The organism is Vibrio sp. 10N.286.51.C3 (assembly GCF_003050065.1).
GTDB lineage: Bacteria > Pseudomonadota > Gammaproteobacteria > Enterobacterales > Vibrionaceae > Vibrio > Vibrio crassostreae.
This window is the reverse complement of record NZ_PIGC01000032.1, coordinates 1-26036: the sequence shown is the minus strand read 5'-3', so window position 1 is coordinate 26036 and position 26036 is coordinate 1. Positions and strand designations below refer to the sequence as shown.

Genomic DNA, 26036 nt, shown 5'->3' with positions numbered 1-26036 from the left:
GTTTGACTGGGGCGGTCTCCTCCCAAAGAGTAACGGAGGAGCACGAAGGTGGGCTAAACACGGTTGGACATCGTGTGGTTAGTGCAATGGCATAAGCCCGCTTGACTGCGAGAATGACAATTCGAGCAGGTGCGAAAGCAGGTCATAGTGATCCGGTGGTTCTGAATGGAAGGGCCATCGCTCAACGGATAAAAGGTACTCCGGGGATAACAGGCTGATACCGCCCAAGAGTTCATATCGACGGCGGTGTTTGGCACCTCGATGTCGGCTCATCACATCCTGGGGCTGAAGTCGGTCCCAAGGGTATGGCTGTTCGCCATTTAAAGTGGTACGCGAGCTGGGTTTAGAACGTCGTGAGACAGTTCGGTCCCTATCTGCCGTGGGCGTTGGAAAATTGAAAGGGGCTGCTCCTAGTACGAGAGGACCGGAGTGGACGAACCTCTGGTGTTCGGGTTGTCATGCCAATGGCATTGCCCGGTACCTAAGTTCGGAATCGATAACCGCTGAAAGCATCTAAGCGGGAAGCGAGCCTTGAGATGAGTTTTCCCTGACGCTATAAGCGTCCTAAAGGGTTGTCGTAGACTACGACGTTGATAGGCAGGGTGTGTAAGTGCTGCGAGGCATTGAGCTAACCTGTACTAATTGCCCGTGAGGCTTAACCATACAACACCCAAGGGGTTTTGTGGACTCAAAGAAATACCAAACGCTTGAATGAGTTTGAAGAGACTTTTAAATCAGTTTTCCAGATTATTTTGCCTTCAGTTTTTAAAAAACTGAAAGTAAAAGCAAAATTTGCTTGGCGACCATAGCATTGTGGACCCACCTGATTCCATGCCGAACTCAGAAGTGAAACACAATAGCGCCGATGGTAGTGTGGGGCTTCCCCATGTGAGAGTAGGACATCGTCAGGCTCAAATTGCTTTAAGCTGAATAGACACTGCGGAGTGGTAGTTCAGTTGGTTAGAATACCGGCCTGTCACGCCGGGGGTCGCGGGTTCGAGTCCCGTCCACTCCGCCACTTATTAGAAAGCCTAGTCTTATGACTAGGCTTTCGCCGTTTCTGGGTGTTGATAATTTGGTCTTTGACCAAGGAGTCCCGGTCGGCTACGACCCCAGTCACTCCATTACTTATAAGAAGCCTCGCTAGAAATAACGGGGCTTTTTTGCATCTAAATCATAGTGCTTCGCACGTCAGTCGAATAACTTGCACAAAAGACTTTCCTTTAGCCTACGTGTTACCCAAACCCAAACCCTACGATTAGGGTGACATCATTTCTGACTCCAGTTGTGAGTTGGCACTAGCATGACTTCAAACGCGGCTGAGTGCTCAAACACTCGAGCTATACGACGTTGTAAGTTAGGTTCATGAGACTGTTCTAATCAGCATGTCCATTTCAATACCTGAGGCTCTATAAGCCTTACAACTCATCCTACGTGCCCTGCGTTTGTGGATGTTTGCTTTATCAAGTTCAAGTATTAGCTAACAGCCCTTCGTCTACGAAACCTGATTTCTGTTCTATCTATGAATCTAGAGGGTGGTTCTGATGTGTAATTAGGAATCCATCATGGATGTTTCTGCTAAGAACACTATAGCCCTTAATGAGTCGACTTAATGCATTAAGCTTAAACCACTATTAATTGTATTGATCACCCAACCGGATTGAGATTCTCTGGTTCTAAGTGTAGGTCCTTAGGGGATGTTTACCGGTCTCTCTTCGACTCTGATGTGTTTGTTGACTCGACATGAATCTGTTGTGTTGACCACTTTACTCTGAGCATATTGATTTCTTGCTGGTTAGTTCAAGCTATGTTTTGGCTATTGCGACTAATATGAAATTAGAAAGGTCATTACTGTTTACTTGGTAGGAAGACAATCCCTCAAGCCATCGGCGGATAGTTTTGTGATTATTTTAAGAAATAGATAAAGCCTTAAACCTAGTGGATCGAACTATGAAATTGAGTTTTAACTTTGAAGATGCGAGCCAGATCTTTGTGGGATCTTTTGCTTTGGCCGTGCCAATTTCTTTTTCTGAAGAGGCTTGGAAGTTAGGGGAGACTTTACCTACCGCTAATCTATTGCTGTTATTTTTACTGTCTGCGGTGTTCTTAGGCTTCTATACGTATGAGAGTGTCTTTCAAAAAGATGTTGTTGCACGGTTGCCGGTGTTTATTTTCAGAATAGTTATTGCTTATGTTATGACGGCCTTGGTCGTTGCTTTGGTACTGACTTGCTTGGACAAATTACCTCTATTGAGTGACCCTGTTGTATCGATCAAAAGAGTGATTGTTATTTCAATGCCAGCCTCTATGGGCGCTATTGTAGTGGATAGTTTTGATAAAGAGTGACTTGTGTATCATTTGGATTGAAGCGCCTTACAGAGCTTTTCTAGCGCTTATTTGATTTGTTATTTAGCTTTCTCATTTCTAGGCTTAGCATTGATTTTTTCAGCCGATCTTCTCAATAATAAAATGAGTAGTAACGTACTATGAGTGACTCTTACGTGAATGTGTCGTTTGTTGTTGGACGATTTTGAAGGGAGTTAAGTGGCGAAGATTTGTAGCTTTGGATGGATATAAAAACGGTTGGTTTTTGAATTGAATATGATATTTGAAATGTGAGGGTAGTTGTATTGAGAAGTTATGATCTTTAGATGCAAAAAAGCCGCATCAATGATGCGGCTTTTTTTAATTGGCTCCCCTTGCAAGACTTGAACTTGCGACATACGGATTAACAGTCCGCCGTTCTACCAACTGAACTAAAGGGGAATTGATTGTTTAGTCTCTAATCAAGAGAATGGTGCCGACTACCGGAATCGAACTGGTGACCTACTGATTACAAGTCAGTTGCTCTACCTACTGAGCTAAGTCGGCATCATGAATCAAAAAGCTTATGCTTGATGATTAACTTGGCTCCCCTTGCAAGACTTGAACTTGCGACATACGGATTAACAGTCCGCCGTTCTACCAACTGAACTAAAGGGGAATTATTCTTAAAGCTTTAAAGAAATGGTGCCGACTACCGGAGTCGAACTGGTGACCTACTGATTACAAGTCAGTTGCTCTACCTACTGAGCTAAGTCGGCACATAATATTTCTTTGTGCTTTACTGTTGTTGTCTAGGACACCAACAAATAAATTGTGGTGCCCGGAGGCGGAATCGAACCACCGACACGAGGATTTTCAATCCTCTGCTCTACCGACTGAGCTATCCGGGCGACGAGGTGTATTAAACGTGTTTTCGCGTTCTGGGTCAACATTAAATTGCAAAAAAAGTATCGTTTGATGTTTTTCTATACTTAGTGGGTTGTTTTTGCTCATTTGGGGTGAAAAACCTAGGTCTAGCATGCCCTAATAGATAGTAAAACTACGGTTAACTACACTGAATGGGCGCCGAAATAAAAAAAGCACGTATGAAAACGTGCTTTTTTATTAAAAAATTTTTAGAGAGTTTAGTGTTTTACTTCAAACCTATTAACCCAAGCTTCTAATTCATTAGAAAGGGAGGCGAGAGTTTGGGTACTGTTATGACTTTCTATCACGACATTGCTCAGTTGGTTGCCGCTCTCTTCGATCATGTTGATACGCTTTGATATATCATCGCTCACCTGAGTCTGCTCAGCGGCCGCTGTTGCGATTTGATGACTCATTGATGAAATCGACTCTAATGCGACAACAATCTGTTGTAGTGCTTCAGAGGCGTTTTGAGACTCTGTTACGGTGCTTTCACTGGTCGCGGCACAAACTTCCATAGTTTGAATTGCGTTGCGAGATCCGTCTTGAAGGTTATTAATCATTAACTGAATTTCTTTGGTGCTTGATTGTGTTCGACCTGCAAGGTTACGAACCTCATCTGCTACAACCGCAAATCCACGGCCTTGTTCGCCAGCTCGAGCTGCTTCAATGGCTGCGTTAAGTGCCAACAGGTTAGTTTGCTCCGCTATATCACCAATCACATCCAATACTTTCGCAATGTTGTTTACATCGTTATCTAGGTTAGCGACAGCTTCGCTTGCTGTGCTTAGTTGGCCTGCTAGGCCTTGAATGTTGTCTACTGTGTTGTGAATCAGTTGTTGGGTATGCTGGCTCTGTTTATCGGCCTCGTCGGTGTTGCGCGCGGTATCGCTAGCTGAATCAGCAACGTTATTGGCTGAAGAGGCCATCTCGGTCATTGCTGTCGCGATCATCTCTGTTGATTGCTGTTGGGTCTCTGTTAGTTGAGCAATTGACCCAGCACGGTCTTCTACGCGCTGCAGTTCTCCCCTTAATGCCAGCATTGAAGCGTCCAGGTTTGATACCAACTCAGCCAGTGACTTACTCATTTGTTGTACGGCGTGGTAAATACTGCCGTCTGTCGCCTGAGTTTCGAAAGAGGTTTGAATTCGACCTTGTGCTACGGCTTGTACAGCTTCTCTTACATCTTTAGGTTCGCCACCAAGAAGCGCTAGCATGCGTTTAATAGATACAATTAGGCTCGATAGAATAAGACCAGCAATCACGACACAAAGGAACAGCTGCCATTGAGCGGTAGACCAGAAACGAGCGTTAACTTCATTGAACCCGATACCTGTTCCGACAACCCAGCCCCAATGTGGTGTTTTCTCTGCTATAGACAGTTTTTCTTCAATCGTTCCATCTGGCAGTTTTTGTGTCCAGGTGTACTCAATGATCTGCCCAGTACGATTACCAAGTACTCTTTGGATTAGCTGACCTACACTATTCCCGTTGCCATCTTTAAAGTCGTTAAAGCTGGTTCCGTGTAATTGAGGATCTAATGGTGTCGCGACAAACGTCATGTTCTCATCGGCTACGTAAACATATTCATTATCTTTATAGATGTTGTTACGTAGAAGGCGAGTAGCTAGTTGCTTAGCTTGCTCTTCTTCTAGAGTGCCATCAATCGCCATTTTTTCGACTTCAGTAAGGATGCTGTATGCACTCTTAAATAGCTCGGTCACGCGAGCTTTGTTGTCCATGTTGCTCGCGACTCTCAATGTCCATAAACCAGTAGCGGTCAGTGCTAGCAGGGCGATCAAGATGATGCCCGATAATAAGTAAGCTTGCGTTTTTAGTTTCATGTTTCCCCGCGCAGCGATTCAATAATTAGTATTAGGTATAGTTCATCGAATCTTAATCTAAGTCGTGTATGGCAGATATTAGAAAGATATCAAAACATGATAGAGATTAAATTTTCGAAGAAAAAAAAGTAATGAAATGGAATTCTGTTTGTTTTGATGTGACGGCTTACGGAGTTAAGGTGGGGAAGGGGATTTCTGGGATTAGTTGGTTCTGTTGGAATAGAGGTTCTTTATAGAACTTAGAATCAACTGCTGTAGTGAAGGTACTAGAAGGATATAACTCAACTTATCGAGACTGATTAAGAGTTGCGTTGAGCTGATGTGTCTATTGAATAGAGTTTGTTTTTGTTCAAACGAAAAAAAGCCAAGTCTTTCGACTTGGCTTTCTTGAATGTGGCTCCCCTTGCAAGACTTGAACTTGCGACATACGGATTAACAGTCCGCCGTTCTACCAACTGAACTAAAGGGGAATTATTTGTGTCAACATCAGGTCTATAAAGACCATTATTTGTTAAGCACCAAATAATGGTGCCTCGAGGCGGAATCGAACCACCGACACGCGGATTTTCAATCCGCTGCTCTACCGACTGAGCTATCGAGGCAAAAGAATGGTGCCGACTACCGGAGTCGAACTGGTGACCTACTGATTACAAGTCAGTTGCTCTACCTACTGAGCTAAGTCGGCACACTAAATTCTTTATGCTTTCGTCCGTGCTACCACTCCCTGTTAAAGAGTGTTGACACCAACAAATCAAATTGTGGTGCCCGGAGGCGGAATCGAACCACCGACACGAGGATTTTCAATCCTCTGCTCTACCGACTGAGCTATCCGGGCAACGGAGCGCTATTAAACGGATTTTCTGCATAACCGTCAACACCTTTTTTGAAAATAATTAAAAAAAACGTTCGTTAGTTGTTTTTTTATTCAAAAGTGAGGCTTACGTTTTACCTTGGTTAAAATCTTTCTTGAATTTTGTTACTTTTTCTAAGTATCGGCGCGACTCTTTGTTTGGGTGTTTCTTAGTAAGTGCCCAGTACGCTTGGCTAGGTTGCAGCGAGTTTAAGTCTCGCATTGCTCGTTTTCTGTCCTTACTGAAGGTGTTGAGCACGCCACCCGTGCCGCCGTTGTATGCTGAAATCATACTGTATTCGAGCGTTGTCGGATGTTTTACGTCTTTCAAATAACGATTTTTAAGGATGTAAAAATATGCGGTACCAGCATCAATGTTGTTTTCTGGATTGAATAAATACTCTGGGCTGGGCTCTCCAGGCTTGTTCTTTACTAGTTTAAAGACATCTCGACCTGCGGTTTTAGGCACCACTTGCATCAGACCGTATGCATTTGCCCAACTCACCGCGTATGGGTTGAAACTACTCTCTGTCTTGATTATTGCGTAGATCAAGTCTTCAGGAATGTCGTAACGCTGAGATGCTCGTCGAACGATGTCGGCGTATTGGTAACTACGCTGGCTAGCGTGATCGGCCACCATTGGGATCTCAACGTAATAGGCTTTTTTAAAGTCGACTTCTTTGGTTTTTAGGTTGTTAGCGACCAGGTAATCCGCGAATTGGTTAGCGCGCCATGTCCATTGAATGGGCTTTTTATCTTGGTCTACAACTTGATTATAGAGGAAAGGTTTGCCTTCTAACTTGATGCTTTTGGAAGAGAATAGATCGACATGCGCCGGATCATCAGGCGTCAAAAGCGTTGTCATGATCGCGTTTTTGAGGTGTTTTTTAGGCTCAGTAGAGGAGACTGTTTCTACCGTTATGAGGCCTTCGCTAAAGTTTACTTCTGAACGGCTTAGGTAATTATCTATGTATTTCACATAGTTACTTTTACCGGCCATCTTTACTTCACTGCTGCCCCAGCGCTTTTGGATATTGCCAGAAAAGCTATTAATCAAAGAGTCTAGTGCTCCGGTGTCTTTTTCAAACTGACCGGGTAGCTCTGCCAAATTGCTTACAAATCGGTTGGTCGGCTCATAATTAACATCATAAATGCTTTCGACAAATTCACGGCTGCAGCCAGTTAATAACATGGCTGTTAGGAAGTAACTTAGCTTTTTCATAGTTCCTCATACAAAAATGACATCGCAGCGTTAACCATGATGTCATTAAAAATTGCTTAAATAAATGTCTTATTCGCTTGGTGGAGTATAGCCATCAATTACGACATCTTTACCTTCGAAAAGGAAGTTAACCATCTCAGTTTCAAGAAGTTTACGATGTTCAGGATCCATCATGTTTAGCTTCTTTTCATTGATCAGCATTGTTTGCTTGCTTTGCCATTGTCCCCAAGCTTCTTTAGACACGTTGTCAAAGATACGTTTACCTAAGTCACCTGGGTAAAGTTGAAAATCTAGGCCTTCAGCATCTTTTTGAAGGCGAGCACAAAATACAGTGCGGCTCATAGTAGTTCCTCTTATGGCGTTCGTTGATTCAAACGGCGTCGTTCAGTTCAAAGGGTAGGCTCTCAATAAGCTGCTTTACAGGAGCGGCTAGGCCAATTTCTTCCGGTTTTGATAAGTTATACCAGAGACCTTTAGTCCCTTCCATTATCAAATCTGGTTGTTTATCTAATTTCACTAATACTGGCGTGATATCTAAGTGGTAGTGGCTGAAAGTATGTCGAAACGCAATCATGGTCTCGATTGAATCGGTTTCACTGTCTTTGATCGAGCGAAGATCTAACTGATGTTCGATCTCTGCATTTTCATTTTGAGGGAAACAGAATAGCCCTCCCCAGATACCAGATTGAGGGCGTTGTTCGAGCCATACTTGATTGTTGTGGTACAGAATCACAAACCATGTTTCTTTTACTGGTTTTTCTTTCTTAGGTTTCTTACCTGGAAAGTCGAGTTGTTTATCAAGTTTCTTGGCTTCACACATGCTTTCAATCGGGCACAACGCACATTTAGGCTTGCTACGGGTGCAAACCATCGCGCCCATATCCATCATTGCTTGATTGTACTTATCGACATCTTTCTTCGGTGTGTGTGCTTCGGCGTGTTCCCAGAGCTGGTTCTCGACTTTCTTTTGTCCTGGCCAACCTTCAACGGCAAAGCTTCTCGCAAGTGTTCGTTTTACATTGCCATCAAGAATCGCATGAGGAAGTTTGTGAACCGAAGACAGCACTGCAGCTGCCGTCGAGCGACCTATGCCCGGTAGCGCGTTCATCTCTTCGATAGAAAGCGGAAATTCACCACCATATTGCTCAGCAACGATCTTGGCTGTTTTATGTAGATTGCGAGCTCGTGCGTAGTAACCAAGCCCTGTCCATAAGTGCAGAACCTCATCTTGTTCGGCGTTCGCTAGGTCGATAACCGTTGGAAAGCGTTCTAAGAATCGCTGGTAGTATGGAATCACCGTGGCGACTTGAGTCTGCTGAAGCATAATTTCAGATAGCCAAACGGTGTAGGCGGTTTTGTTTTGTTGCCAAGGTAATTCTTTACGCCCGTAGGCGTCATACCACTTTAATATGGCGGTTGCGAAAGGAGTCACGACATGCTCTATGCTTTGCTATTATTAGAAGCGAAATTGCACCACACTTAACGTTGGATGTAAAACAGACAAATTGTGTGGGAATTTATCCACGGAAAGACTTGCACCGAAGGCAATTCTTTGGATAATCCCCGCTTTGATTAATCAATGTGCAGGCAAAAATCAATGAGTGAAGTGACCACTAACGAATATACTGAAGACGGCAAACTGGTTCGTAAGATCCGTAGTTTTGTTCGCCGCGAAGGCCGCTTAACAAAAGGCCAAGAAAACGCGATGAATGAATGTTGGCCAACAATGGGTATCGACTACAACCCAGAGCTTCTTAACTGGAAAGAAGTATTTGGCAACGATAACCCAGTTGTACTAGAAATTGGCTTCGGTATGGGTGCATCACTGGTTGAAATGGCAAAGAACGCACCTGAGAAAAACTTCTTAGGTATTGAAGTTCACAGCCCAGGTGTTGGTGCTTGTTTAGGTACAGCGCGTGATGCTGGCGTAACTAACCTGCGTGTAATGTGTCACGATGCAGTAGAAGTATTTGAACACATGATTCCAGATAGCAGCCTGCATACACTGCAACTGTTCTTCCCTGACCCATGGCACAAAGCTCGTCACCACAAACGTCGTATCGTTAAGGCTGAGTTTGCAGAAATGGTTCGCGGTAAGCTTCAACTTGATACTGGTATTTTCCACATGGCAACAGACTGGGAAAACTACGCAGAGCACATGATTGAAGTGATGAACGTTGCTCCAGGCTTCGAGAATATCGCTGAAGATGGTGATTACATTCCTCGCCCAGATGAGCGTCCACTGACTAAATTTGAAGCTCGTGGCCACCGTCTTGGTCATGGTGTTTGGGATATTAAGTACAAGCGTACTAAGTAATTCTCGAGCACAACAAGTGAAGGTAAACCTGCTTTAGGTTAAACCTTACACTTTGTGGGATTGATTAAAGCCAACATTATTGTAATGTTGGCTTTTTTGTCCTTAGGCTTTTATTGCGATAAAGGTTTAAGGACAGAAAGTAATGTTAGAACCCTACAAAAATAACAATATAGAAGTAAGCATACATGAAACCAACTCAAGCTATTTTAGCCGAGATTTTAGACGAAGTTCGTCCCCTAATTGGTCAGGGAAAGGTTGCTGATTATATCCCTGCATTGGCTCGCGTATCGAACCAGAAACTGGCGATTGCGGTATACACCAATGAAGGTGAGGTGATTCAAGCGGGTGATGCAGAGGAAGCCTTTTCTGTGCAATCCATCTCTAAAGCCTTGAGCCTGACATTAGCTATGGTGTTATACAAGCCTGAAGAGATTTGGCAACGCGTAGGCAAAGAGCCTTCTGGCCAAGCCTTTAACTCTATGATTCAGCTTGAGATGGAGCATGGGATTCCCCGTAACCCGTTCATTAATGCGGGCGCAATTGTCGTTGCAGACCTACTACAAAGCCGCTTATCTGCGCCTAGGCACCGCTTATTGGAGTTTGTGCGTCAGTTGTCGGGCGACACCCATATAGTCTATGACAAGATAGTAGCGGCTTCAGAAATGATGCACAGCGATCGTAATGCGGCTATCGCTTACTTGATGCGTTCATTTGGTAACTTTGAAAATGATGTTATCCCTGTTTTGAATAACTACTTTCATGCCTGTGCGCTTAAAATGACGTGTGTGGACTTGGCAAAAACCTTTAGCTATTTGGCAAACAAAGGTGTGTCGGTTCAAACCAAGAAAGAGATCATCACGCCAGTTCAAACCAAGCAGTTGAATGCTTTGCTTGCGACATGCGGTTTGTATGATGGGGCTGGTGAGTTTGCTTACCGTGTTGGGATGCCAGGTAAATCGGGTGTGGGTGGCGGTATTATCGCTATCGTTCCTGGCGAAATGACTATTGCGGTGTGGTCTCCAGAGCTTGACCCTTCTGGTAACTCTTTAGCAGGTACTAAGGCGCTAGAGTTGCTTTCTGAGCGAATTGGTCGTTCTATTTTCTAAGAGAAAGATGCGAGCACGGACTTCGTCCTGTAGAACGCTTCGCTCCGAGAGGGGGCTATAAAATAAAAAGGGTTGGCCCTAAAACCAACCCTTACACAATATCTCTCGAATCTATTCGTCCTCTTCTGCCATAAAAGCTTCCAGCAAATCGTTGAGGAATAGCTTCCCTTTTTCTGTTATCTGCCAGTGAGTGTCGGTTTCATTCAAGTAGCCTAGCTCTTTTGCCCATTCAATAGTTTCTTGAATCGAGTCAAAACCAAGCCCAGTCGTATCGATAAAATCTTGTTTTGGACACGCTTCCATTAGCCTAAAGCGGTTCATAAAGAATTCAAAAGGGCGGTCTTCATTCGGCACTTCAAACTCATCGGATAGATAAGGCTTCACCATGTTCTGATACGCTGCTAGGTAGCCTCTAGGATGCTTAACCTTTGTAGTGCGAACAATCCGTCCGTCAGCAAAACTTAGCTTGCCATGAGAGCCACAGCCGATACCTAAGTAGTCACCGAAGCGCCAGTAGTTGAGATTATGCTGACACTGGTAGCCCGGCTTGCTGTAGCCTGAAATTTCGTATTGTACATACCCTGCATCAGCGAGCTTTTTGTGGCCTAATTCGAAGATATCCCAGAGATCATCGTCATCAGGTAGAGTTGGCGTTTTGTAATAGAACATGGTGTTAGGTTCTATTGTTAGCTGATACCAAGATAAATGTGGAGGGTTAAGCTCGATCGCTTTATCCAAATCAGCCAATGCTTGATCTATGCTTTGATCCGGTAAGCCGTGCATGAGATCTAAGTTGAAACTATTCAATCCAATTTTATGCGCTAAATGAGCGGCATTTACCGCTTCGTCTTGACCATGAATACGCCCAAGTCTTTCAAGCTTATCTTGCTCAAAACTTTGCACACCCACCGAGATTCGACTCACTCCTGCCTTTTGGTAACCTGCAAAACGCTCAGCTTCGATAGTTCCCGGGTTGGCTTCCATGGTGATTTCTATTTCAGGTTTGAACGGAATACGTTGCTCAATACCTTGTAGTAACCGCCCGATGCCTTCAGGAGAGAATAAACTCGGAGTTCCTCCACCTATAAAGATTGAGTGCAATGGACGAGGCATACCATTGAGCTGATATTTTTCGATATCGGTATCGAGATCCTCAAGCAGTGCATCGATGTACTCTTTCTCTGGGATCTCGGCTTTGAGGGCGTGAGAGTTAAAATCACAATACGGACACTTTTGTACACACCATGGGATGTGGACATAGAGGCTAAGTGCGGGTGGTATTAGCGCTGCATTGTGCATTACAGAGCTTGCTCCTTGAGAGTCTTTAATAGTGACGCAAGCGCTTTACCACGGTGTGATAGTTGCTTCTTACGTGAAGATTCAAGTTCTGCTGATGCGCAGTTATCTTCTGGAACAAAGAATACGGGATCGTAGCCAAAGCCATTCTCACCATGTTCTTCGGTAAGGATGCGACCTTCCCATTTCCCGTGACACACTAGAGGTGTTGGATCATTCTCGTGACGCATTAGCACCAACACACAGTGGAAACGCGCAGTACGCTTTTCAGTTTCGACACCTTGCATCGCGTTTAGCAATTTTTCGATGTTCTGTTTATCGGTTGCCCCTTCACCTGAGTAACGCGCTGAGTAGATGCCCGGAGCACCATTTAAGTAATCAACCTCTAAACCTGAGTCGTCAGCAATCGCTGGCTGTCCTGTTTCTTTCGCGGCGTGGCGAGCTTTGATGATGGCATTTTCAATGAAAGTTGTCCCCGTTTCAGCGACTTCTGAAACGTTAAATTCACTTTGTGCGACCACGTCAAAGCCAAACTCAGACAGAATATCTGCCATCTCGCGAACTTTACCTTGGTTGCCTGTTGCTAAAACAATCTTGCTCATGGGAATGTGACTCTAATAAGTGAATAAATGAAAAGTAAGGGATAGCTTACTCTTCTATATAGAATTTCTGTGTGAAGCGCAGTGGGCCAGTGCCTTTCAAGCCTGCGTTAACATCGATGTTAAAGGTGATGTTCTCTTCGTGAGTTACAGGGAACTCAGCAAGGTAATAAATCGCATCACCTTCTTTGATTTCTCGAAACTTCAAAGTTCGGGTGTTTCCAACGAGGTTCTTCGCTGTTCCCGTAATTTTAGCCGTTGTAGCAGGCTTGCCTAGGGAAGCCTTGTCTAACACGCTGATGTTGAGGATTGCTGAGTATCCATTTCGCTTAAGTTTGTATTGCTTAGCGACTTGCGCAGTTAGAAACGTGGAATTAAAAGCCGAGTAGTGAACCTCGACATCTTTGATGTTTTTAAACTGCCCTGCCCAACTAGGTAGGGCAATAAGAGAGGTGAGTAGTGCTGTTATCCATAGACGCATAATGACTCCAATAAATAGCAAAAAGCCATCATAGGATGGCTTTGACTTCAGTTGGGATTTGGCTTGGCGAGCATATTCGAACTTGCTTATGCCGACCGAGCTCTCCCTTTTCTATCTTAATTTGCCCTTTTGCGACCTTAAACTGTTTCGCTAGGTATTTCGCTAAATGGGCATTGGCTTTGCCATCTACCGGTGGGGCGGTAATGGCAATTTTTAGTTCCTCACCATGCAAGCCAACAATCTTGTCTCGGCTTGCTTTGGGTTGGATATAGAGCCTAAGAAGAATATCGTCTTCCTCGGCCCAAACCGCTTTTGGCATCGTCAAAGTACCTGATGTTTGTACTTGAATTATAGTTGATACCAAATAGGACCAATCATGTCGCCCATTAGGAAGTTCGCAAATTGCAGAACAATGAACAGAACCAGTACGCTTAGGTCGAAACCACCCATGTCCGGAAGGATACGGCGAATAGGCACTAACATTGGTTCAGTCAGTTGATGGAATACGTACTCTATTGGGCTACGACCTTGGCTTACCCAGCTTAGGATTGCACGGATAAGTAGAACCCAGAAAATTAAACCACCAGCCGCTTTGAGCAGAGACAGTGCACCAAAGATTAGGAAGCTAATATCGAAAACGGCAGCGCCGCCAGAGATAATCAGGTTTAGAGCAACGAACTTAAGTACACACAGCACATAAGCAAAAACAACCGTCGCAAGATCAAGGCTGCCGATAGATGGAATAACTCGGCGTAGTGGGGCAACAACCGGTTGTGTCGCTTTTACGATGAATTGTGAGAATGGGTTGTAGAAATCTGCACGTGATGCTTGTAGCCAGATACGCAAGATCACAACCATGATGTAAAGATCAAAAACGGTCGAGATCAGAAAGCTCATCGAGTTCATATTGTTTCCTTTTTCGGATTTACTTGCCGCTTAGATATAACCTGAGCGGCAAAATGCTTGTTTACCTTGATTGGTACTAAAACAGTTTTTCCATCTCTTCAGCCCGAGCGACTGCCGCTTGCATGGCTTTGGCTACGATGTCTGATAGTTGATGTTCGTTAAACGTGCGTAGTGCTTCTGCGGTCGTGCCGCCTTTTGATGTCACTTGTTCACGCAGTGTTGATAATTCAGTCTCTTGGTTTGCTACCACCATCTCTGCCGCGCCTAACGCAGACTGCTGAACTAATTTACGAGCGGTTTCTTGGTCGAAGCCTTGGTTGACTGCTTCTGCTTGCATCGCTTCCATAAACAGGAAGAAGTAAGCCGGAGCACTACCCGCCGCCGCAATAATGTTATTGATACCAGATTCTTGCTCAACCCAGCTTACTTCACCTACAGCTTGCATCAGCTGAGAAGCAAAGTCTTTATCATCTTGGCTAACGGTTGAATCGGCATAAAGACCGCTCATCCCCTTCCCAAGTAGTGATGGCGTGTTTGGCATCACACGAACAAGGTTTAGCTGGCAGTTTAACATCTCATTGAGTCGATTCGCATTAATACCCGCGGCAATTGAGATAACCAGTTTGTTGCTGAAGTCGATATCTTGTAAGGGCTTACATACATTAGCCATCATTTGTGGCTTCACGGATAACACGACAACGTCTGCTTGCTCTGCTGCTGCAATATTATCGCTGGTGGTATTGATGCCGTATTCTTGTTCTAACGGCAACCTTCTGGTTTCTGAAGGTGCGGTTGCCGTAATCTTTTGCGCTGGGTAACCACTCGCGACTAAGCCCGCTACAATTGAGCGAACCATGTTTCCCGCCCCAATAAAGGCGATGTTCTTATGTTCCATATATAAAATCCTGAGCGTGTCGCTGCGCGGATAAGGCGAAGCGGTATCAATACTTGTACTTGTCGTTGGTTACTTACTACGGCTATTTCGCGTAATCACGAGCGCCGAAAATAGCCGTTCCAATACGAACCATTGTGCTGCCAGCCTCAACGGCTGCATCCATATCACCACTCATCCCCATAGACAGGGTATCGATGTCTGGATACTTCGCGGATAACTTATCTTTAAGCTCTGCCAGTTGAGAGAACGCATTAAGCTGTGATTGATAGTCAGAGACGTTTGCAGGAATCGACATCAATCCTCTTAAGGTGAGGTTAGGGAGCGATGAAATCAACTCCGCGAGTGCAAAAACTGTCTCTTCTGAGGTTCCTGACTTAGACTCTTCACCACTGGTGTTTACCTGAATCAGCACGTGTAGAGGTGGAAGTTCGCTTGGACGTTGATCATTAAGTCTTTGTGCGATCTTATCGCGATCAACGGAATGTACCCATTGGAAGCTTTCCGCGATTGGACGAGTTTTATTGGACTGAATTGGACCAATAAAGTGCCACTCTAAATCTAGGTTAGAATGTTGTTCTGAAAAGTGTTTTACTTTATCGACACCTTCTTGAACATAGTTTTCACCAAAGGCAACTTGGCCTCCGAGTGCGGCTTCTAGAATCGCATCAATAGGTTTAGTTTTGCTGACGGCTAAAAGTTGCACGGACTCTGGAGCTCGTCCGCACTTTTGCTCAGCACTACGAATCTGTGAGGTGATTTGTTCGATATTTTGTTGAATACTACTCATAGCTGACTTTACTTAAGGGAAAATAAATGGATATCACTGAGTTACTAGATTTTAGTGTAAAGCATAACGCGTCAGATCTACATCTTTCTGCGGGTGTATCTCCAATGGTACGTATAGATGGTGAAGTAAGGAAGCTTGGAATCCCAGCTTTGAGTCATGCTGATGTGCATCGTTTGGTTTTTGAGATCATGAGCGATTCGCAGCGTGGTGAGTTTGAAGAAAAATTGGAAGTCGACTTCTCTTTTGAATTGCCCAATGTTGGTCGTTTCCGTGTGAATGCTTTTAACCAAGCTCGTGGTTGCTCGGCTGTCTTTCGAACTATCCCTGTAGAAATCCCAACTTTAGATCAACTAGGTGCGCCTGAAATCTTTGAAAAGATTGCCAACTACGAAAAAGGTTTAGTGCTCGTTACTGGCCCAACAGGCTCTGGTAAATCAACGACCCTTGCGGCGATGGTTGATTACGTAAACCGCAACCACAACAAACATATCCTGACGATCGAAGACCCGATTGAATTCGTTCACACCAACAATAAATGCCTTGTTAACCAACGTGAGGTCCATCGTGATACTCACAGCTTCAAAGCGGCGCTGCGCAGCGCGTTACGTGAAGACCCAGATGTTATCCTTGTTGGTGAGCTTCGTGACCAAGAGACGATCAGCTTAGCGCTAACCGCAGCGGAAACCGGTCACTTGGTTTTTGGTACCCTACATACCAGCTCTGCAGCAAAAACGATTGACCGTATCATTGATGTTTTCCCTGGTAGCGATAAAGACATGGTGCGTTCAATGCTGTCTGAATCGTTACGATCGGTGATTGCACAGAAGCTGCTAAAACGTGTAGGGGGTGGTCGTGTGGCTTGCCATGAAATCATGATGGCGACACCAGCGATCAGAAACTTGATTCGTGAAGACAAGGTCGCTCAGATGTATTCGATCATTCAAACGGGCGCAGCACATGGCATGCAAACCATGGAGCAAAACGCGAAGCAGCTGATGGCTCAAGGCTTGGTTGATTCGGAAGAGGTTGAGAAAAAAATCGAAATTGAAACCTCAATGTTTTAATCAAGGTGCACATAATGGAATTGAATCAAATCCTTGAGGGAATGCTGTCTCAAAAAGCGTCCGATCTTTATATCACTGTCGATGCGCCTGTCTTGTTCCGTGTCGATGGTGAACTACGACCGCAAGGCGAGAAGCTGAATTTGGTTCAGGTCGCTCAACTACTTGATGCGATGATGGATCAAGACCGACGTGATGAATATCAGCAAACGCGTGAGGCTAATTTTGCCATAGTGCGTGACTTTGGGCGTTTTCGTGTCAGTGCATTCTTTCAACGAGAGCTACCTGGAGCGGTCATTCGACGTATCGAGACTAACATCCCAACCTTTGAGCAATTAAAGCTTCCAGATGTACTGCAGGACCTTTCAATCGCTAAGCGCGGACTTGTGTTGGTGGTTGGGGCGACAGGCTCTGGTAAATCGACCTCAATGGCTGCGATGACTGGTTATCGCAATACCAACCGCTCGGGGCATATCTTGACGGTTGAAGACCCAATTGAATTCGTTCACGAACATAAAAAATGTATCGTGACTCAACGTGAGGTTGGGCTTGACACCGAGAGCTATGAAGTCGCACTTAAGAACTCGTTACGTCAAGCGCCAGATATGATCTTGATTGGCGAAATCCGTAGCCGTGAAACCATGGAATACGCGATGACCTTTGCTGAAACGGGTCACTTGTGTATGGCAACTTTGCACGCCAATAACGCTAACCAAGCGTTAGAACGTATTCTCCACTTGGTACCGAAGGAACAAAAAGAGCAGTTTTTGTTTGATTTGTCGATGAACTTGCGTGGTGTGGTGGCTCAGCAATTAATCAGAGATAAGAATGGCAGCGGTCGCCATGGTGTGTTTGAGATTCTACTCAACAGCCCTCGTGTGTCTGACTTGATTCGTCGTGGTGAACTACATGAACTGAAAGCAACCATGGCAAAATCAAAAGAGATTGGTATGCAGACCTTTGACCAAGCTTTATATGATTTAGTTGTAGCAGGCAAGATCAGCGAAGAGGATGCGTTTCACAGTGCTGACTCTGCTAATGACTTACGTTTGATGCTAAAAACCAGACGTGGCGATGATGACTACGGGACTGGTGCTTTGGCCGGGGTAAAGATAGACATGGGTTAGGTTGAATGCCTAGTGTCTGGTGCCAATAAAAAACCCGCTGAGATGCGGGTTTTTTGTAAAGTGAATAAATTAGTGATTAGCAAAACGGTTGTTGTCGTTCGAGTAGCCACGCTCTTTCTCTAATTTAATTTTAGTTGGATATTGTTCGCCAGTGTAACCCGCTGAACCACCCATTGAACTGCATGCTGAAATGGTTAGAGCGGTGAAGATTGCTAGAAAAATTTTCATTTGAACTCCCACGTTCTGATTTCGAATTGCATCGACATTACGGCGTGAAATTCGTGTGGGATCACAAATTAGTTCAAATTTTGCTCACTTAATTTTCGTTACGAATATTGCGCTTCAAACCAGCTCTCTAAAATGACGACTGCAGACTGGTTATCTACATTGCCTTTACTTAATGCTTTATAGCCACCCATGTCAAAAAGATCGGCTCTTGCTTCGGCAGTCGATAGCCTCTCATCATGCAGTTCAACATCAACACCAAAGCGCCCTTTAAGGCGGTTAGCGAACTTCTTCGCTCTAGGTGTGATGGTGGCTAGATCTTTGCCATGAAGGTCGGTAGGAAGGCCAACCACAATCAGGTTAGGTTGCCACTCCTTAATTTGCTTTTCGATATCGTCCCAGTTAGGAATTCCGTCTTTGGCTTTAAAGGCTTTCAGTGGGCTTGCTGTGCCTGTGATTTCTTGTCCTATCGCACTGCCGATACTTTTTGTACCGTAGTCAAATGCCATAATTGTTCGTGACATGGGGGTTCCAAATTTATCTGTGTTTGAGAGTGTCTGTTTATTTAGCTGATTTGAGCTAGGCGTGACCAGCGTCTGCTGAAAGCTGAGCCGCATTAATGCCTAACATCTGCACGGCGACTTTCCAGCGGTCAGAAATCGGTGTATCGAAGATGACCTTTGGATCGGCTTCAACGGTTAACCATGAGTTCTCGGTAAGTTCGGTTTCCAGTTGTCCCGGTTCCCATCCTGCATACCCAAGTGCGACTAAATAATTCATCGGCTCATCTTCTGTGCCCAACACCATCAAGATATCTTTTGAGGTTGTCACTGAGATTTGATCTGTCATGTTGATGCTGGATTGATAGCTGCCTTTAGGTTTGTGCAAAATAAACCCACGGTCTTCTGCGACCGGCCCACCGTTCAATACTGGCTTATCAAGACTTGCCTGATTCGATTTCGGCTGCTCAGAATCAACCTCAACTTGTTTAAGCATGCTTCCGACAGTGACATCGATAGGAGCGTTGATCATTAAGCCCATCGCACCTTCGTCGTTGTGCTCACAAAGGTAAATTACCGAATTTTGAAAGTAGGGGTCTTTCATTCCGGGCATAGCAACCAGAAAGTGGTTCGTTAAATTCATAGAGCCTCCTGCCAGTGTGTTCCCAGTAAAGGAAAAAGAGCGGCGTGAAGCCGCTCATTGATTCTGTGCCGTTTGCGCATAGCTAAGGCTTTCTTTAGTTTAGGCTATTTAGCGTTAACGCGACGCTCGATTGCGTCCATTAATTTACCTGTTACCGAAATATCAAAAGCAGCTTCAATTTCACGGATACAAGTAGGGCTGGTCACGTTAATTTCTGTTAGCTTGTCGCCGATAACATCCAGTCCGACAAAGATTAAGCCTTTTTCTTTTAGTGAAGGAGCCACTGCTCGTGCAATAGCCCAGTCTGTTTCACTTAATGGACGAGCTTCACCTGTACCGCCAGCGGCTAGGTTGCCGCGTGTTTCGCCTTTAGCTGGAATACGAGCTAGGCAGTAAGGCATTGGCTCACCGTCAACCACAAGAATACGCTTATCACCATTGCTGATGTCAGGAACAAAGGTTTGTGCCATTGCGTAGTTTTGACCATGGTTGGTCAGCGTTTCAATGATCACCGATACGTTTGGATCGCCTGCCTTCACGCGGAAGATAGACGCACCACCCATACCATCAAGTGGTTTTAGGATCACGTCACCATGCTTCTCACGAAACTCTTTAATCTTTTCAGCTTTACGAGTCACGATGGTAGTTGGTGTTAGCTCTGGGAACCAAGCCGTGAACAACTTTTCGTTACAGTCACGTAGGCTTTGTGGCTTGTTTACGATCAGTGCGCCGTTTTCTTCAGCACGCTCAAGAATGTAGGTCGCGTAAATGTATTCAGTATCAAACGGAGGATCTTTACGCATCAATACTGCATCTAAATCAGATAGCGCGATAGTCTGTTCTGACTTGAATTCATACCAACCGTTTGGGTCTTCCTTTAGTTCTACAACCTTAGTGTCAGCAATGGCTACGCCTTGATCTAAGTGTAGATCATCCATTTCCATGTAATGGATTTCGTAACCACGACGCTGAGCTTCAAGCATCATGGCAAAGCTAGAGTCTTTTTTGATGTTAATGGATGAAATTGGATCCATTACGATGCCAAGTTTGATCATTTTTTTCTCCTAGCCTAGATCGCCAAAACGGACTTGTAAGGCAGTAATTGCGGTTAGAGCAGCTGTTTCGGTACGAAGTACACGTGGGCCGAGTAGCGTCTCTTCAAATTTGTATTGCTCTGTCATGCCGATTTCTTCAGCCGACAAGCCACCTTCAGGACCAATCAATAGGCGTACCTTGCTGATAGGTTCTGGAAGGGTGTTAATTGAGTACTTTGCTCGAGGGTGCAGGTTTAGCTTTAGTGCTTCGCTTGGTTCGCTGCACCACTCTTCAAGCTGCATAATTGGACGAATGACTGGAACCGTATTACGGCCACACTGTTCACACGCCGCAATAGCAATCTTTTGCCACTGTGCGAGTTTTTTCTCAAAGCGTTTTGTATCAAGTTTAACGCCACATCGCTCTGAAATTAGAGGGGTAATGGTGTTCACACCAAGCTCAACCGATTTCTGAATGGTGAACTCCATTTTGTCACCACGTGAAATCACTTGGCCTAAATGTAAGTCTAACGGAGATTCGCTGCTGCGCTCGATGCGTTCAGAAACATTAACGGTGACATTTTTCTTTGACACTTCAGTGATTGTCGCTGGAAATTCAGCACCACTGCCATCAAATAGAAGGACTTCTTGGCCTTCTTTCATGCGAAGGACACGACCAACATGACCCGCGGCATCTTCGCCTAAAGCGAGTGAACCTAACTGATGAATGCGTTCTGGGTGATGGATACGAGGGATTCTCATGCTGGTAAACCTATAAATATGTTCATTTGGGTATTTTGTCTCTGCCTAACATGGATGCTTTTGGTTGAAAAAACAAGGGTAGAGCAAGAGTTTCAGGGGCAATTCTGAAACTCTTGTTTGAGATAGTTGGAATGTTGATTGTACGAGTGACGTTATTGACAAGCAGGGTAAACAAATGGGTTGTGATTTCCTTGGATGGCATAGATTCGCTCATCCCGAGTACATTCCCACTTGTCGACAGGAAATTGCTTGTTCCACGCCATCATCAGGTTGGTTTGCTGCTTAGATAGCTTGAAACCATACTCTTGGCTCATATAAAGGTAAGTACGCGCGATAGAGCCTTTTGCTCTGTCTGGCGGCATAACTTTACGCTGCTTGAAGTTGACCTGCATTTCACACTGGCCATAGCTCACCCCATCCATGCCATTCCATTGACTGAAATTGTAGTTGGATCGATCACCGTTAACCTCGCCAATGGCAGGTGTCAGGTTGTGAAGGTCGGCTTCCATGGATTTGAATACTTTGTCATTGCGAGTACAGTTCTTGCGCCCGCCATCTTGCCAACACTGACGCTGGTGGCCAAATTGCCAAGCTGGAACCACGTGTTCCCACTCAATTCGACTCGCTCGCTTTTGTTGTTTTCGGACTTGATAACCACAGCCGTCAAGGTCGGGAACCCCTTTCTTTTTGTCCTTCCATGTAATGTCACAACCACAATAAAATGAAGTCGGGTGGTCGAGATAGATCTTCACCGCTTCTCTTTTTGCTTTGGAGAATGAGCTCGGTGGTGCGGCGAAAACACTTTGGGTTACCAGTAGGCCAAATACTATTGATAAGTAAAAAGACACAGGTAGGCCAAATGCTTTGAAGGTGAGTTTTTGCATAGAAAAAGACTGATAAAAGTATGATAAACATCAGTCTAGCACTCAAAGGATGAGTTTCTCCATTACATTTCTATCATCAACTTAATCGAGTGTTGCTTTCTGAAATAAAAAGGATGGGGTTACCAAATCGAATAGGTGCGAGTCTAGGACTTTAGCTGAGCTGTGTGCCTGTGAAGGATAAGGTTTGATAGCACAGCTGGCAGCGATAGGTCGATTGATTTCGAAGCACTTTATTGTGTCGTCTGATTGATAATGGGTAAGTGGTGCACTCACATCGATATTCAAAGGTTTTCCCTTGAACTGAAGCTATTTCAAAGCTGTGAGTTGTTTTGGCTGGAACGTTGAATACCTTTTCCATCACGTATTTCCACTCGTTTCCGTGAGGCCTAACACGTCCGAAAACCTGATGCGTGATTAGGTGTGCTAGCTCATGCGGCACAACTTCGTTGATGAAGGCGTCTTCATTTTCAGAAAATAGTACGTGGTTGAGCTTAATTTCGTTGAGCTGAAGGTAGGCCTTTCCCGCTGCTTTACCTCTTAACTTGAAGGTGATAGTTGGGTGTGGAAATTCACGAGAGAAATGTTGATTTGCGATAGCTAGGCACTCGGCCAATTTCTTATTTGCTCGATGTTGTTGCGGGGTGTAAGACAAACGTTGTTAACTCCAAATAAAAGACCTCAGCGTTTAAGCCAAGGCCTCATCATAACATTGCTTTTTGATCTAGCGATGCTTTACACGTGATGTTTTTTCTTAATGATCTCGTGATAAGCGTGCCATGTACCATAACCAAGTAGCGGCATGGTGACGATCATTCCGATGCCGTAGGTGGCAAAACCCACCAGAATACCGGCACAAATAATACTTGCCCAAACCACCATTGCAGGAATGTTCGATTTCACGGCATTAAAGCTAGTGAAAATTGCGCTCATCACATCAACGCGTCTCTCCATCATTAACGGAATTGAAAATGCTGAGATGCTAAATATGAGGCTTGCGATAACAAAACCAATCACAGAACCCGTAATTAAGAAGGGAGCGAACTCAGCCAATGGTGCGCCTTGCACTGAAGGGTAGAGCGCGTGCAATAACGCAGCGATACGCATCCAGAATATCATCGCAACCATCAACACAATCGCAAAGGCCCATTGGTGGGTGGAGTTGCGAGTGATGGCTTTCATTGAGTGGAGTAGGCTGGCGTTATGGCCTTTTTCTCTTTCCCAAGCTGCGTCATACAAGCCTAGGGCAAGAAACGGCCCTATCAGCATGTACACGATCAGGCTTGGCATCACGACTAAGTGTGTTCCTTGCCATTGGACAAGTTGAACAATCGCAATTGCTGCTCCCATAAAGCACAATCCGTAAAATGCGCTGATTAATGGCATTCTTACTAAGTCATGCAGAGCAAGCGACAACCAATGAAAGGGTGCGGAAATACTGATTTGGTTGCAAGGAATGGTGCGAGCGTAATCCTTATCGCTAACCTTGTGTTTTTTATCGTTCAGTTCGGATGGGTGCGCGGTACGAGGCATAGATCCCCCTAGTTAAATAACGTCCTAGTTATAATTCCATAAGGCTCATCGATGTGGCTTGTGTGAGAGTTATGGTGTTTGAGCTAAATTGCTCTTTGTCATCCCAGTTATTGTTCTAGCGTGCATTTAACGAGTGTTATCAGACTGAATTAATTTAAGTTAAATGTGAGCTTGATCGCCTAGGAGTTACCTTAACTATTGTCAGTAGTGCTAGAAAACACAAATTATCAGCGGCTTTTTATACTAAGTGGTTAACGGTAAAGAAGGGCGTTGGAGAAGGGTATTGTGAGTGAAAGTTCGGTAAGTACATAAAAATAAAGCCCTTACTAAGCAGTAAGGGCTTTAAAGAAACAAATCGCAGTGGCTAAATTATTTTAGGCCAGCGAAGTCCGCAAGGATTGCTGCTTTGTCAGTCGCTTCCCAAGGGAACTCTTCACGACCGAAGTGGCCGTATGCAGCAGTTTGCTTGTAGATAGGCTGAAGAAGGTTCAGCATCTCTTGAAGGCCGTATGGACGTAGGTCGAAGTTTTGACGAACTGCTTCAATGATGATTTCGTGCGCTACTTTCTCAGTACCGAACGTTTCAACCATGATAGATGTTGGATCAGCAACACCAATAGCGTAAGACAGTTGAATCTCACAACGATCAGCCATGCCAGCAGCAACGATGTTTTTCGCAACGTAACGAGCCGCGTAAGCTGCAGAACGGTCAACTTTTGATGGATCTTTACCTGAGAATGCACCGCCACCGTGACGAGCTGCGCCGCCGTAGGTATCAACGATGATCTTACGACCAGTTAAACCACAGTCACCCATTGGGCCACCGATTACGAAACGGCCTGTTGGGTTGATGAAGAAGTTAGTATCTTTGTTGATCCACTCAGCAGGAAGTACTGGCTTGATGATTTCTTCCATTACTGCTTCGCGTAGGTCAGGCGTTGTTACTGAATCACAGTGTTGAGTAGAAAGAACAACAGCATCGATACCAACGATCTTACCTTGGTCGTATTGGAAAGTAACTTGAGATTTCGCATCTGGGCGAAGGAAGTCAAGTTTACCGCTCTTACGTACTTCAGCTTGCTTCTTAACAAGAAGGTGAGAGTAAGTAATTGGAGCTGGCATTAGGATAGGAGTTTCGTTAGTCGCGTAACCAAACATGATGCCTTGGTCGCCTGCGCCTTGCTCTTTAGGGTCTTCTTTATCAACACCTTGGTTGATGTCTGGAGACTGCTTACCAATTGTGTTTAGAACAGCACAAGAGTCAGCGTCAAAGCCCATATCAGAATGAACGTAACCAATTTCACGTACTGTTTCACGAGTGATTTCTTCGATATCAACCCATGCAGACGTTGTCACTTCACCGCCAACCATAACCATGCCGGTTTTAACGTAAGTCTCACAAGCAACACGTGCTTTTGGATCTTGTTCCAAGATGGCATCAAGAACAGCATCAGAGATTTGGTCTGCAATTTTATCTGGATGACCTTCTGAAACAGATTCAGAAGTGAATAGGTGCTTAGCCATGAGAGCTCCACTTTTAAGTTTTTGGTGTAAATAGTTTATGGCGTCGCAAGCTAGGAAGCGCCGCCATTAAATACAGTATATTTTGTAGGTGTTTCTACATCTAGACGGCTATTCTAAATTCCAGCGGTCGAATTACAAGCTCTTTTTTATGATATGTCATAACTAATCGTTTGCGTATCGATCGAGATAAGCCACTGCTAAGTGATGTAAATGTTCGAAAATTGCGAAAAATGACCGTTAAAATGCCAGTAAAACGTTTGCAGTCGCAATAGTCGTTTGAGAGAATACCCGCGCTAATAAAAATGAAAACTTTAGCAATTATCTCTTTTTTAAATCGCTTATGTATCCAGGAGCAGACATGCCTTCTCGTAAAGATCTAGCCAATGCAATCCGCGCACTTAGCATGGACGGTGTTCAACAAGCAAATTCAGGCCACCCAGGCGCACCTATGGGCATGGCTGACATCGCTGAGGTTCTTTGGCGTGGCCACTTGAACCACAACCCAGCAAACCCAGAGTGGGCTGACCGCGACCGTTTTATTCTGTCTAACGGCCATGGTTCAATGTTGATTTATTCTCTGCTTCACCTTGCAGGTTACGAGCTTTCAATTGAAGACCTGAAAAACTTCCGTCAACTGCACTCTAAGACTCCAGGTCACCCTGAGTACGGTTACGCTCCTGGTATCGAAACAACGACTGGTCCTCTAGGTCAAGGCATCACTAACGCTGTTGGTATGGCAATGGCTGAGAAAGCACTGGCGGCACAGTTCAACAAAGAAGGCCACGACATCGTAGACCACTACACTTATGCATTCATGGGTGATGGCTGTCTGATGGAAGGTATCTCTCACGAAGCATGTTCTCTAGCAGGTACGCTAGGTCTTGGTAAGCTGGTTGCTTTCTGGGATGACAACGGCATCTCTATCGATGGTGAAGTTGAAGGTTGGTTCTCTGACGATACACCTAAGCGTTTTGAAGCATACGGCTGGCACGTAATCCCAGCAGTAGATGGTCACGACTCTGACGCTATCAACGCAGCGATTGAAGCGGCTAAAGCGGATCCTCGTCCTACGCTTATCTGTACTAAAACTATCATCGGTTTTGGTTCTCCAAACAAAGCGGGTACGCATGACTGTCACGGTGCTCCACTAGGTGCTGATGAAATCACAGCAACTAAAGCAGCATTGGGTTGGGAACACGGTCCTTTCGAAAA

26 protein-coding genes, 10 tRNA genes and 2 rRNA genes are annotated in these 26036 nt (G+C 44.8%); 9 read left to right on the top strand and 29 right to left on the bottom strand.

The annotated features are described in order from the left end of the window. The 4 genes from CWO27_RS22910 to CWO27_RS22895 form a co-directional block, all read left to right on the top strand. Nucleotides 1–663, top strand: a 23S ribosomal RNA gene (locus CWO27_RS22910); the annotation flags it as partial. A gap of 132 nt (nt 664–795) precedes the next feature. Beyond that, nucleotides 796–911: ribosomal RNA gene (gene rrf, locus CWO27_RS22905) — 5S ribosomal RNA — on the top strand. Between the two features lie 30 nt (nt 912–941). Further along, nucleotides 942–1018 (top strand) — tRNA-Asp (locus tag CWO27_RS22900). A 932-nt stretch (nt 1019–1950) separates the two neighbouring features. Further along, nucleotides 1951–2346: a DUF2391 family protein gene (locus tag CWO27_RS22895; RefSeq protein ID WP_017060180.1), complete on the top strand. Its 396-nt coding sequence runs from the start codon at nt 1951–1953 to the stop codon at nt 2344–2346. 344 nt (nt 2347–2690) lie between these two features. On the opposite strand, the gene CWO27_RS22885 is transcribed toward CWO27_RS22895, so the two are convergent. The 13 genes from CWO27_RS22885 to mutY all read right to left on the bottom strand — a co-directional run bounded on the left by CWO27_RS22885 (nt 2691) and on the right by mutY (nt 8579). Continuing rightward, a tRNA-Asn gene (locus CWO27_RS22885) sits at nt 2691–2766 on the bottom strand. Between the two features lie 29 nt (nt 2767–2795). Then, nucleotides 2796–2871: transfer RNA gene (locus CWO27_RS22880), tRNA-Thr, on the bottom strand. A 36-nt stretch (nt 2872–2907) separates the two neighbouring features. Beyond that, nucleotides 2908–2983, bottom strand: a tRNA-Asn gene (locus CWO27_RS22875). A gap of 24 nt (nt 2984–3007) precedes the next feature. Then, nucleotides 3008–3083: transfer RNA gene (locus CWO27_RS22870), tRNA-Thr, on the bottom strand. Nucleotides 3084–3139: 56 nt separating this feature from the next. After that, a tRNA-Phe gene (locus CWO27_RS22865) sits at nt 3140–3215 on the bottom strand. A gap of 234 nt (nt 3216–3449) precedes the next feature. Then, on the bottom strand, nt 3450–5075 hold the full coding sequence (locus CWO27_RS22860) for a methyl-accepting chemotaxis protein (protein WP_102431292.1): 1626 nt from the start codon (nt 5073–5075) through the stop codon (nt 3450–3452). A 394-nt stretch (nt 5076–5469) separates the two neighbouring features. Further along, a tRNA-Asn gene (locus CWO27_RS22855) sits at nt 5470–5545 on the bottom strand. 56 nt (nt 5546–5601) lie between these two features. Continuing rightward, nucleotides 5602–5677 (bottom strand) — tRNA-Phe (locus tag CWO27_RS22850). 7 nt (nt 5678–5684) lie between these two features. After that, nucleotides 5685–5760: transfer RNA gene (locus tag CWO27_RS22845), tRNA-Thr, on the bottom strand. 74 nt (nt 5761–5834) lie between these two features. After that, nucleotides 5835–5910 (bottom strand) — tRNA-Phe (locus CWO27_RS22840). Between the two features lie 103 nt (nt 5911–6013). Continuing rightward, complete coding sequence (gene mltC / locus CWO27_RS22835; RefSeq protein WP_102431291.1) at nt 6014–7147, bottom strand: membrane-bound lytic murein transglycosylase MltC; 1134 nt, start codon at nt 7145–7147, stop codon at nt 6014–6016. A 69-nt stretch (nt 7148–7216) separates the two neighbouring features. Beyond that, nucleotides 7217–7489 carry an oxidative damage protection protein gene (locus tag CWO27_RS22830; protein ID WP_010435637.1) on the bottom strand — a complete coding sequence of 91 codons (273 nt, stop codon included), beginning with the start codon at nt 7487–7489 and terminating at the stop codon, nt 7217–7219. Between the two features lie 28 nt (nt 7490–7517). Then, nucleotides 7518–8579, bottom strand: coding sequence for an A/G-specific adenine glycosylase (mutY, locus tag CWO27_RS22825; protein ID WP_107899567.1), 1062 nt, complete (start codon nt 8577–8579; stop codon nt 7518–7520). Between the two features lie 165 nt (nt 8580–8744). On the opposite strand from mutY, the gene trmB reads away from it, so the two are divergent. Together trmB and glsB are read left to right on the top strand one after the other, a co-directional pair. Continuing rightward, complete coding sequence (gene trmB / locus CWO27_RS22820) at nt 8745–9464, top strand: tRNA (guanosine(46)-N7)-methyltransferase TrmB (protein WP_010435641.1); 720 nt, start codon at nt 8745–8747, stop codon at nt 9462–9464. Between the two features lie 185 nt (nt 9465–9649). After that, the gene (glsB, locus tag CWO27_RS22815) at nt 9650–10570 is read left to right on the top strand and encodes a glutaminase B (protein WP_048668736.1); all 921 of its coding nucleotides are present in this window, start codon (nt 9650–9652) and stop codon (nt 10568–10570) included. A 111-nt stretch (nt 10571–10681) separates the two neighbouring features. On the opposite strand, the gene hemW is transcribed toward glsB, so the two are convergent. The 7 genes from hemW to CWO27_RS22780 all read right to left on the bottom strand — a co-directional run bounded on the left by hemW (nt 10682) and on the right by CWO27_RS22780 (nt 15534). Next, on the bottom strand, nt 10682–11869 hold the full coding sequence (gene hemW / locus CWO27_RS22810) for a radical SAM family heme chaperone HemW (RefSeq protein ID WP_102431290.1): 1188 nt from the start codon (nt 11867–11869) through the stop codon (nt 10682–10684). Further along, nucleotides 11869–12468, bottom strand: coding sequence for an XTP/dITP diphosphatase (locus CWO27_RS22805; protein WP_048668738.1), 600 nt, complete (start codon nt 12466–12468; stop codon nt 11869–11871). The genes hemW and CWO27_RS22805 overlap by 1 nt, the downstream gene beginning before the upstream one ends. Before the next feature lie 46 nt (nt 12469–12514). Continuing rightward, complete coding sequence (locus CWO27_RS22800) at nt 12515–12946, bottom strand: DUF4426 domain-containing protein (protein ID WP_102431289.1); 432 nt, start codon at nt 12944–12946, stop codon at nt 12515–12517. A 28-nt stretch (nt 12947–12974) separates the two neighbouring features. Beyond that, nucleotides 12975–13265, bottom strand: a complete 291-nt coding sequence (yggU, locus tag CWO27_RS22795; protein ID WP_009847703.1) for a DUF167 family protein YggU — start codon at nt 13263–13265, stop codon at nt 12975–12977. Nucleotides 13266–13294: 29 nt separating this feature from the next. Next, nucleotides 13295–13852, bottom strand: a complete 558-nt coding sequence (locus CWO27_RS22790) for a YggT family protein (protein WP_017067798.1) — start codon at nt 13850–13852, stop codon at nt 13295–13297. A gap of 76 nt (nt 13853–13928) precedes the next feature. Then, complete coding sequence (gene proC, locus CWO27_RS22785; RefSeq protein WP_102431288.1) at nt 13929–14747, bottom strand: pyrroline-5-carboxylate reductase; 819 nt, start codon at nt 14745–14747, stop codon at nt 13929–13931. Nucleotides 14748–14829: 82 nt separating this feature from the next. Further along, nucleotides 14830–15534 carry a YggS family pyridoxal phosphate-dependent enzyme gene (locus CWO27_RS22780; protein WP_107899566.1) on the bottom strand — a complete coding sequence of 235 codons (705 nt, stop codon included), beginning with the start codon at nt 15532–15534 and terminating at the stop codon, nt 14830–14832. A 26-nt stretch (nt 15535–15560) separates the two neighbouring features. Here CWO27_RS22780 and CWO27_RS22775 point away from each other — a divergent pair, with 26 nt between their 5' ends. Together CWO27_RS22775 and CWO27_RS22770 are read left to right on the top strand one after the other, a co-directional pair. Beyond that, nucleotides 15561–16598: a type IV pilus twitching motility protein PilT gene (locus CWO27_RS22775; RefSeq protein ID WP_048659419.1), complete on the top strand. Its 1038-nt coding sequence runs from the start codon at nt 15561–15563 to the stop codon at nt 16596–16598. A gap of 14 nt (nt 16599–16612) precedes the next feature. Beyond that, entirely contained in the window at nt 16613–17722 is a 1110-nt protein-coding gene (locus tag CWO27_RS22770) for a PilT/PilU family type 4a pilus ATPase (protein WP_048668740.1), read from the top strand. A gap of 69 nt (nt 17723–17791) precedes the next feature. Here CWO27_RS22770 and CWO27_RS23670 read toward each other — a convergent pair whose 3' ends face one another. The 9 genes from CWO27_RS23670 to metK form a co-directional block, all read right to left on the bottom strand. Continuing rightward, nucleotides 17792–17950, bottom strand: coding sequence for a hypothetical protein (locus CWO27_RS23670; RefSeq protein ID WP_165886710.1), 159 nt, complete (start codon nt 17948–17950; stop codon nt 17792–17794). Nucleotides 17951–18048: 98 nt separating this feature from the next. Further along, the gene (gene ruvX / locus CWO27_RS22765; RefSeq protein WP_048659417.1) at nt 18049–18471 is read right to left on the bottom strand and encodes a Holliday junction resolvase RuvX; all 423 of its coding nucleotides are present in this window, start codon (nt 18469–18471) and stop codon (nt 18049–18051) included. Nucleotides 18472–18526: 55 nt separating this feature from the next. Then, entirely contained in the window at nt 18527–19090 is a 564-nt protein-coding gene (locus CWO27_RS22760) for a YqgE/AlgH family protein (protein ID WP_048611435.1), read from the bottom strand. Nucleotides 19091–19194: 104 nt separating this feature from the next. Next, the gene (gene gshB / locus CWO27_RS22755) at nt 19195–20145 is read right to left on the bottom strand and encodes a glutathione synthase (protein WP_107899565.1); all 951 of its coding nucleotides are present in this window, start codon (nt 20143–20145) and stop codon (nt 19195–19197) included. A gap of 9 nt (nt 20146–20154) precedes the next feature. After that, nucleotides 20155–20886: a 16S rRNA (uracil(1498)-N(3))-methyltransferase gene (gene rsmE, locus CWO27_RS22750; protein WP_055319636.1), complete on the bottom strand. Its 732-nt coding sequence runs from the start codon at nt 20884–20886 to the stop codon at nt 20155–20157. A 152-nt stretch (nt 20887–21038) separates the two neighbouring features. After that, nucleotides 21039–21770, bottom strand: a complete 732-nt coding sequence (locus CWO27_RS22745; RefSeq protein WP_107899564.1) for an endonuclease — start codon at nt 21768–21770, stop codon at nt 21039–21041. Nucleotides 21771–21921: 151 nt separating this feature from the next. Then, nucleotides 21922–22422: a SprT family zinc-dependent metalloprotease gene (locus CWO27_RS22740; RefSeq protein WP_102321473.1), complete on the bottom strand. Its 501-nt coding sequence runs from the start codon at nt 22420–22422 to the stop codon at nt 21922–21924. An 80-nt stretch (nt 22423–22502) separates the two neighbouring features. After that, nucleotides 22503–23300 carry a DUF2189 domain-containing protein gene (locus CWO27_RS22735; RefSeq protein WP_017067802.1) on the bottom strand — a complete coding sequence of 266 codons (798 nt, stop codon included), beginning with the start codon at nt 23298–23300 and terminating at the stop codon, nt 22503–22505. A 369-nt stretch (nt 23301–23669) separates the two neighbouring features. Then, complete coding sequence (gene metK, locus CWO27_RS22730; protein WP_017062234.1) at nt 23670–24824, bottom strand: methionine adenosyltransferase; 1155 nt, start codon at nt 24822–24824, stop codon at nt 23670–23672. Between the two features lie 358 nt (nt 24825–25182). Here metK and CWO27_RS22725 point away from each other — a divergent pair. After that, on the top strand, nt 25183–26036 hold an 854-nt coding region (locus CWO27_RS22725), incomplete at its 3' end, for a transketolase family protein (protein ID WP_308822227.1).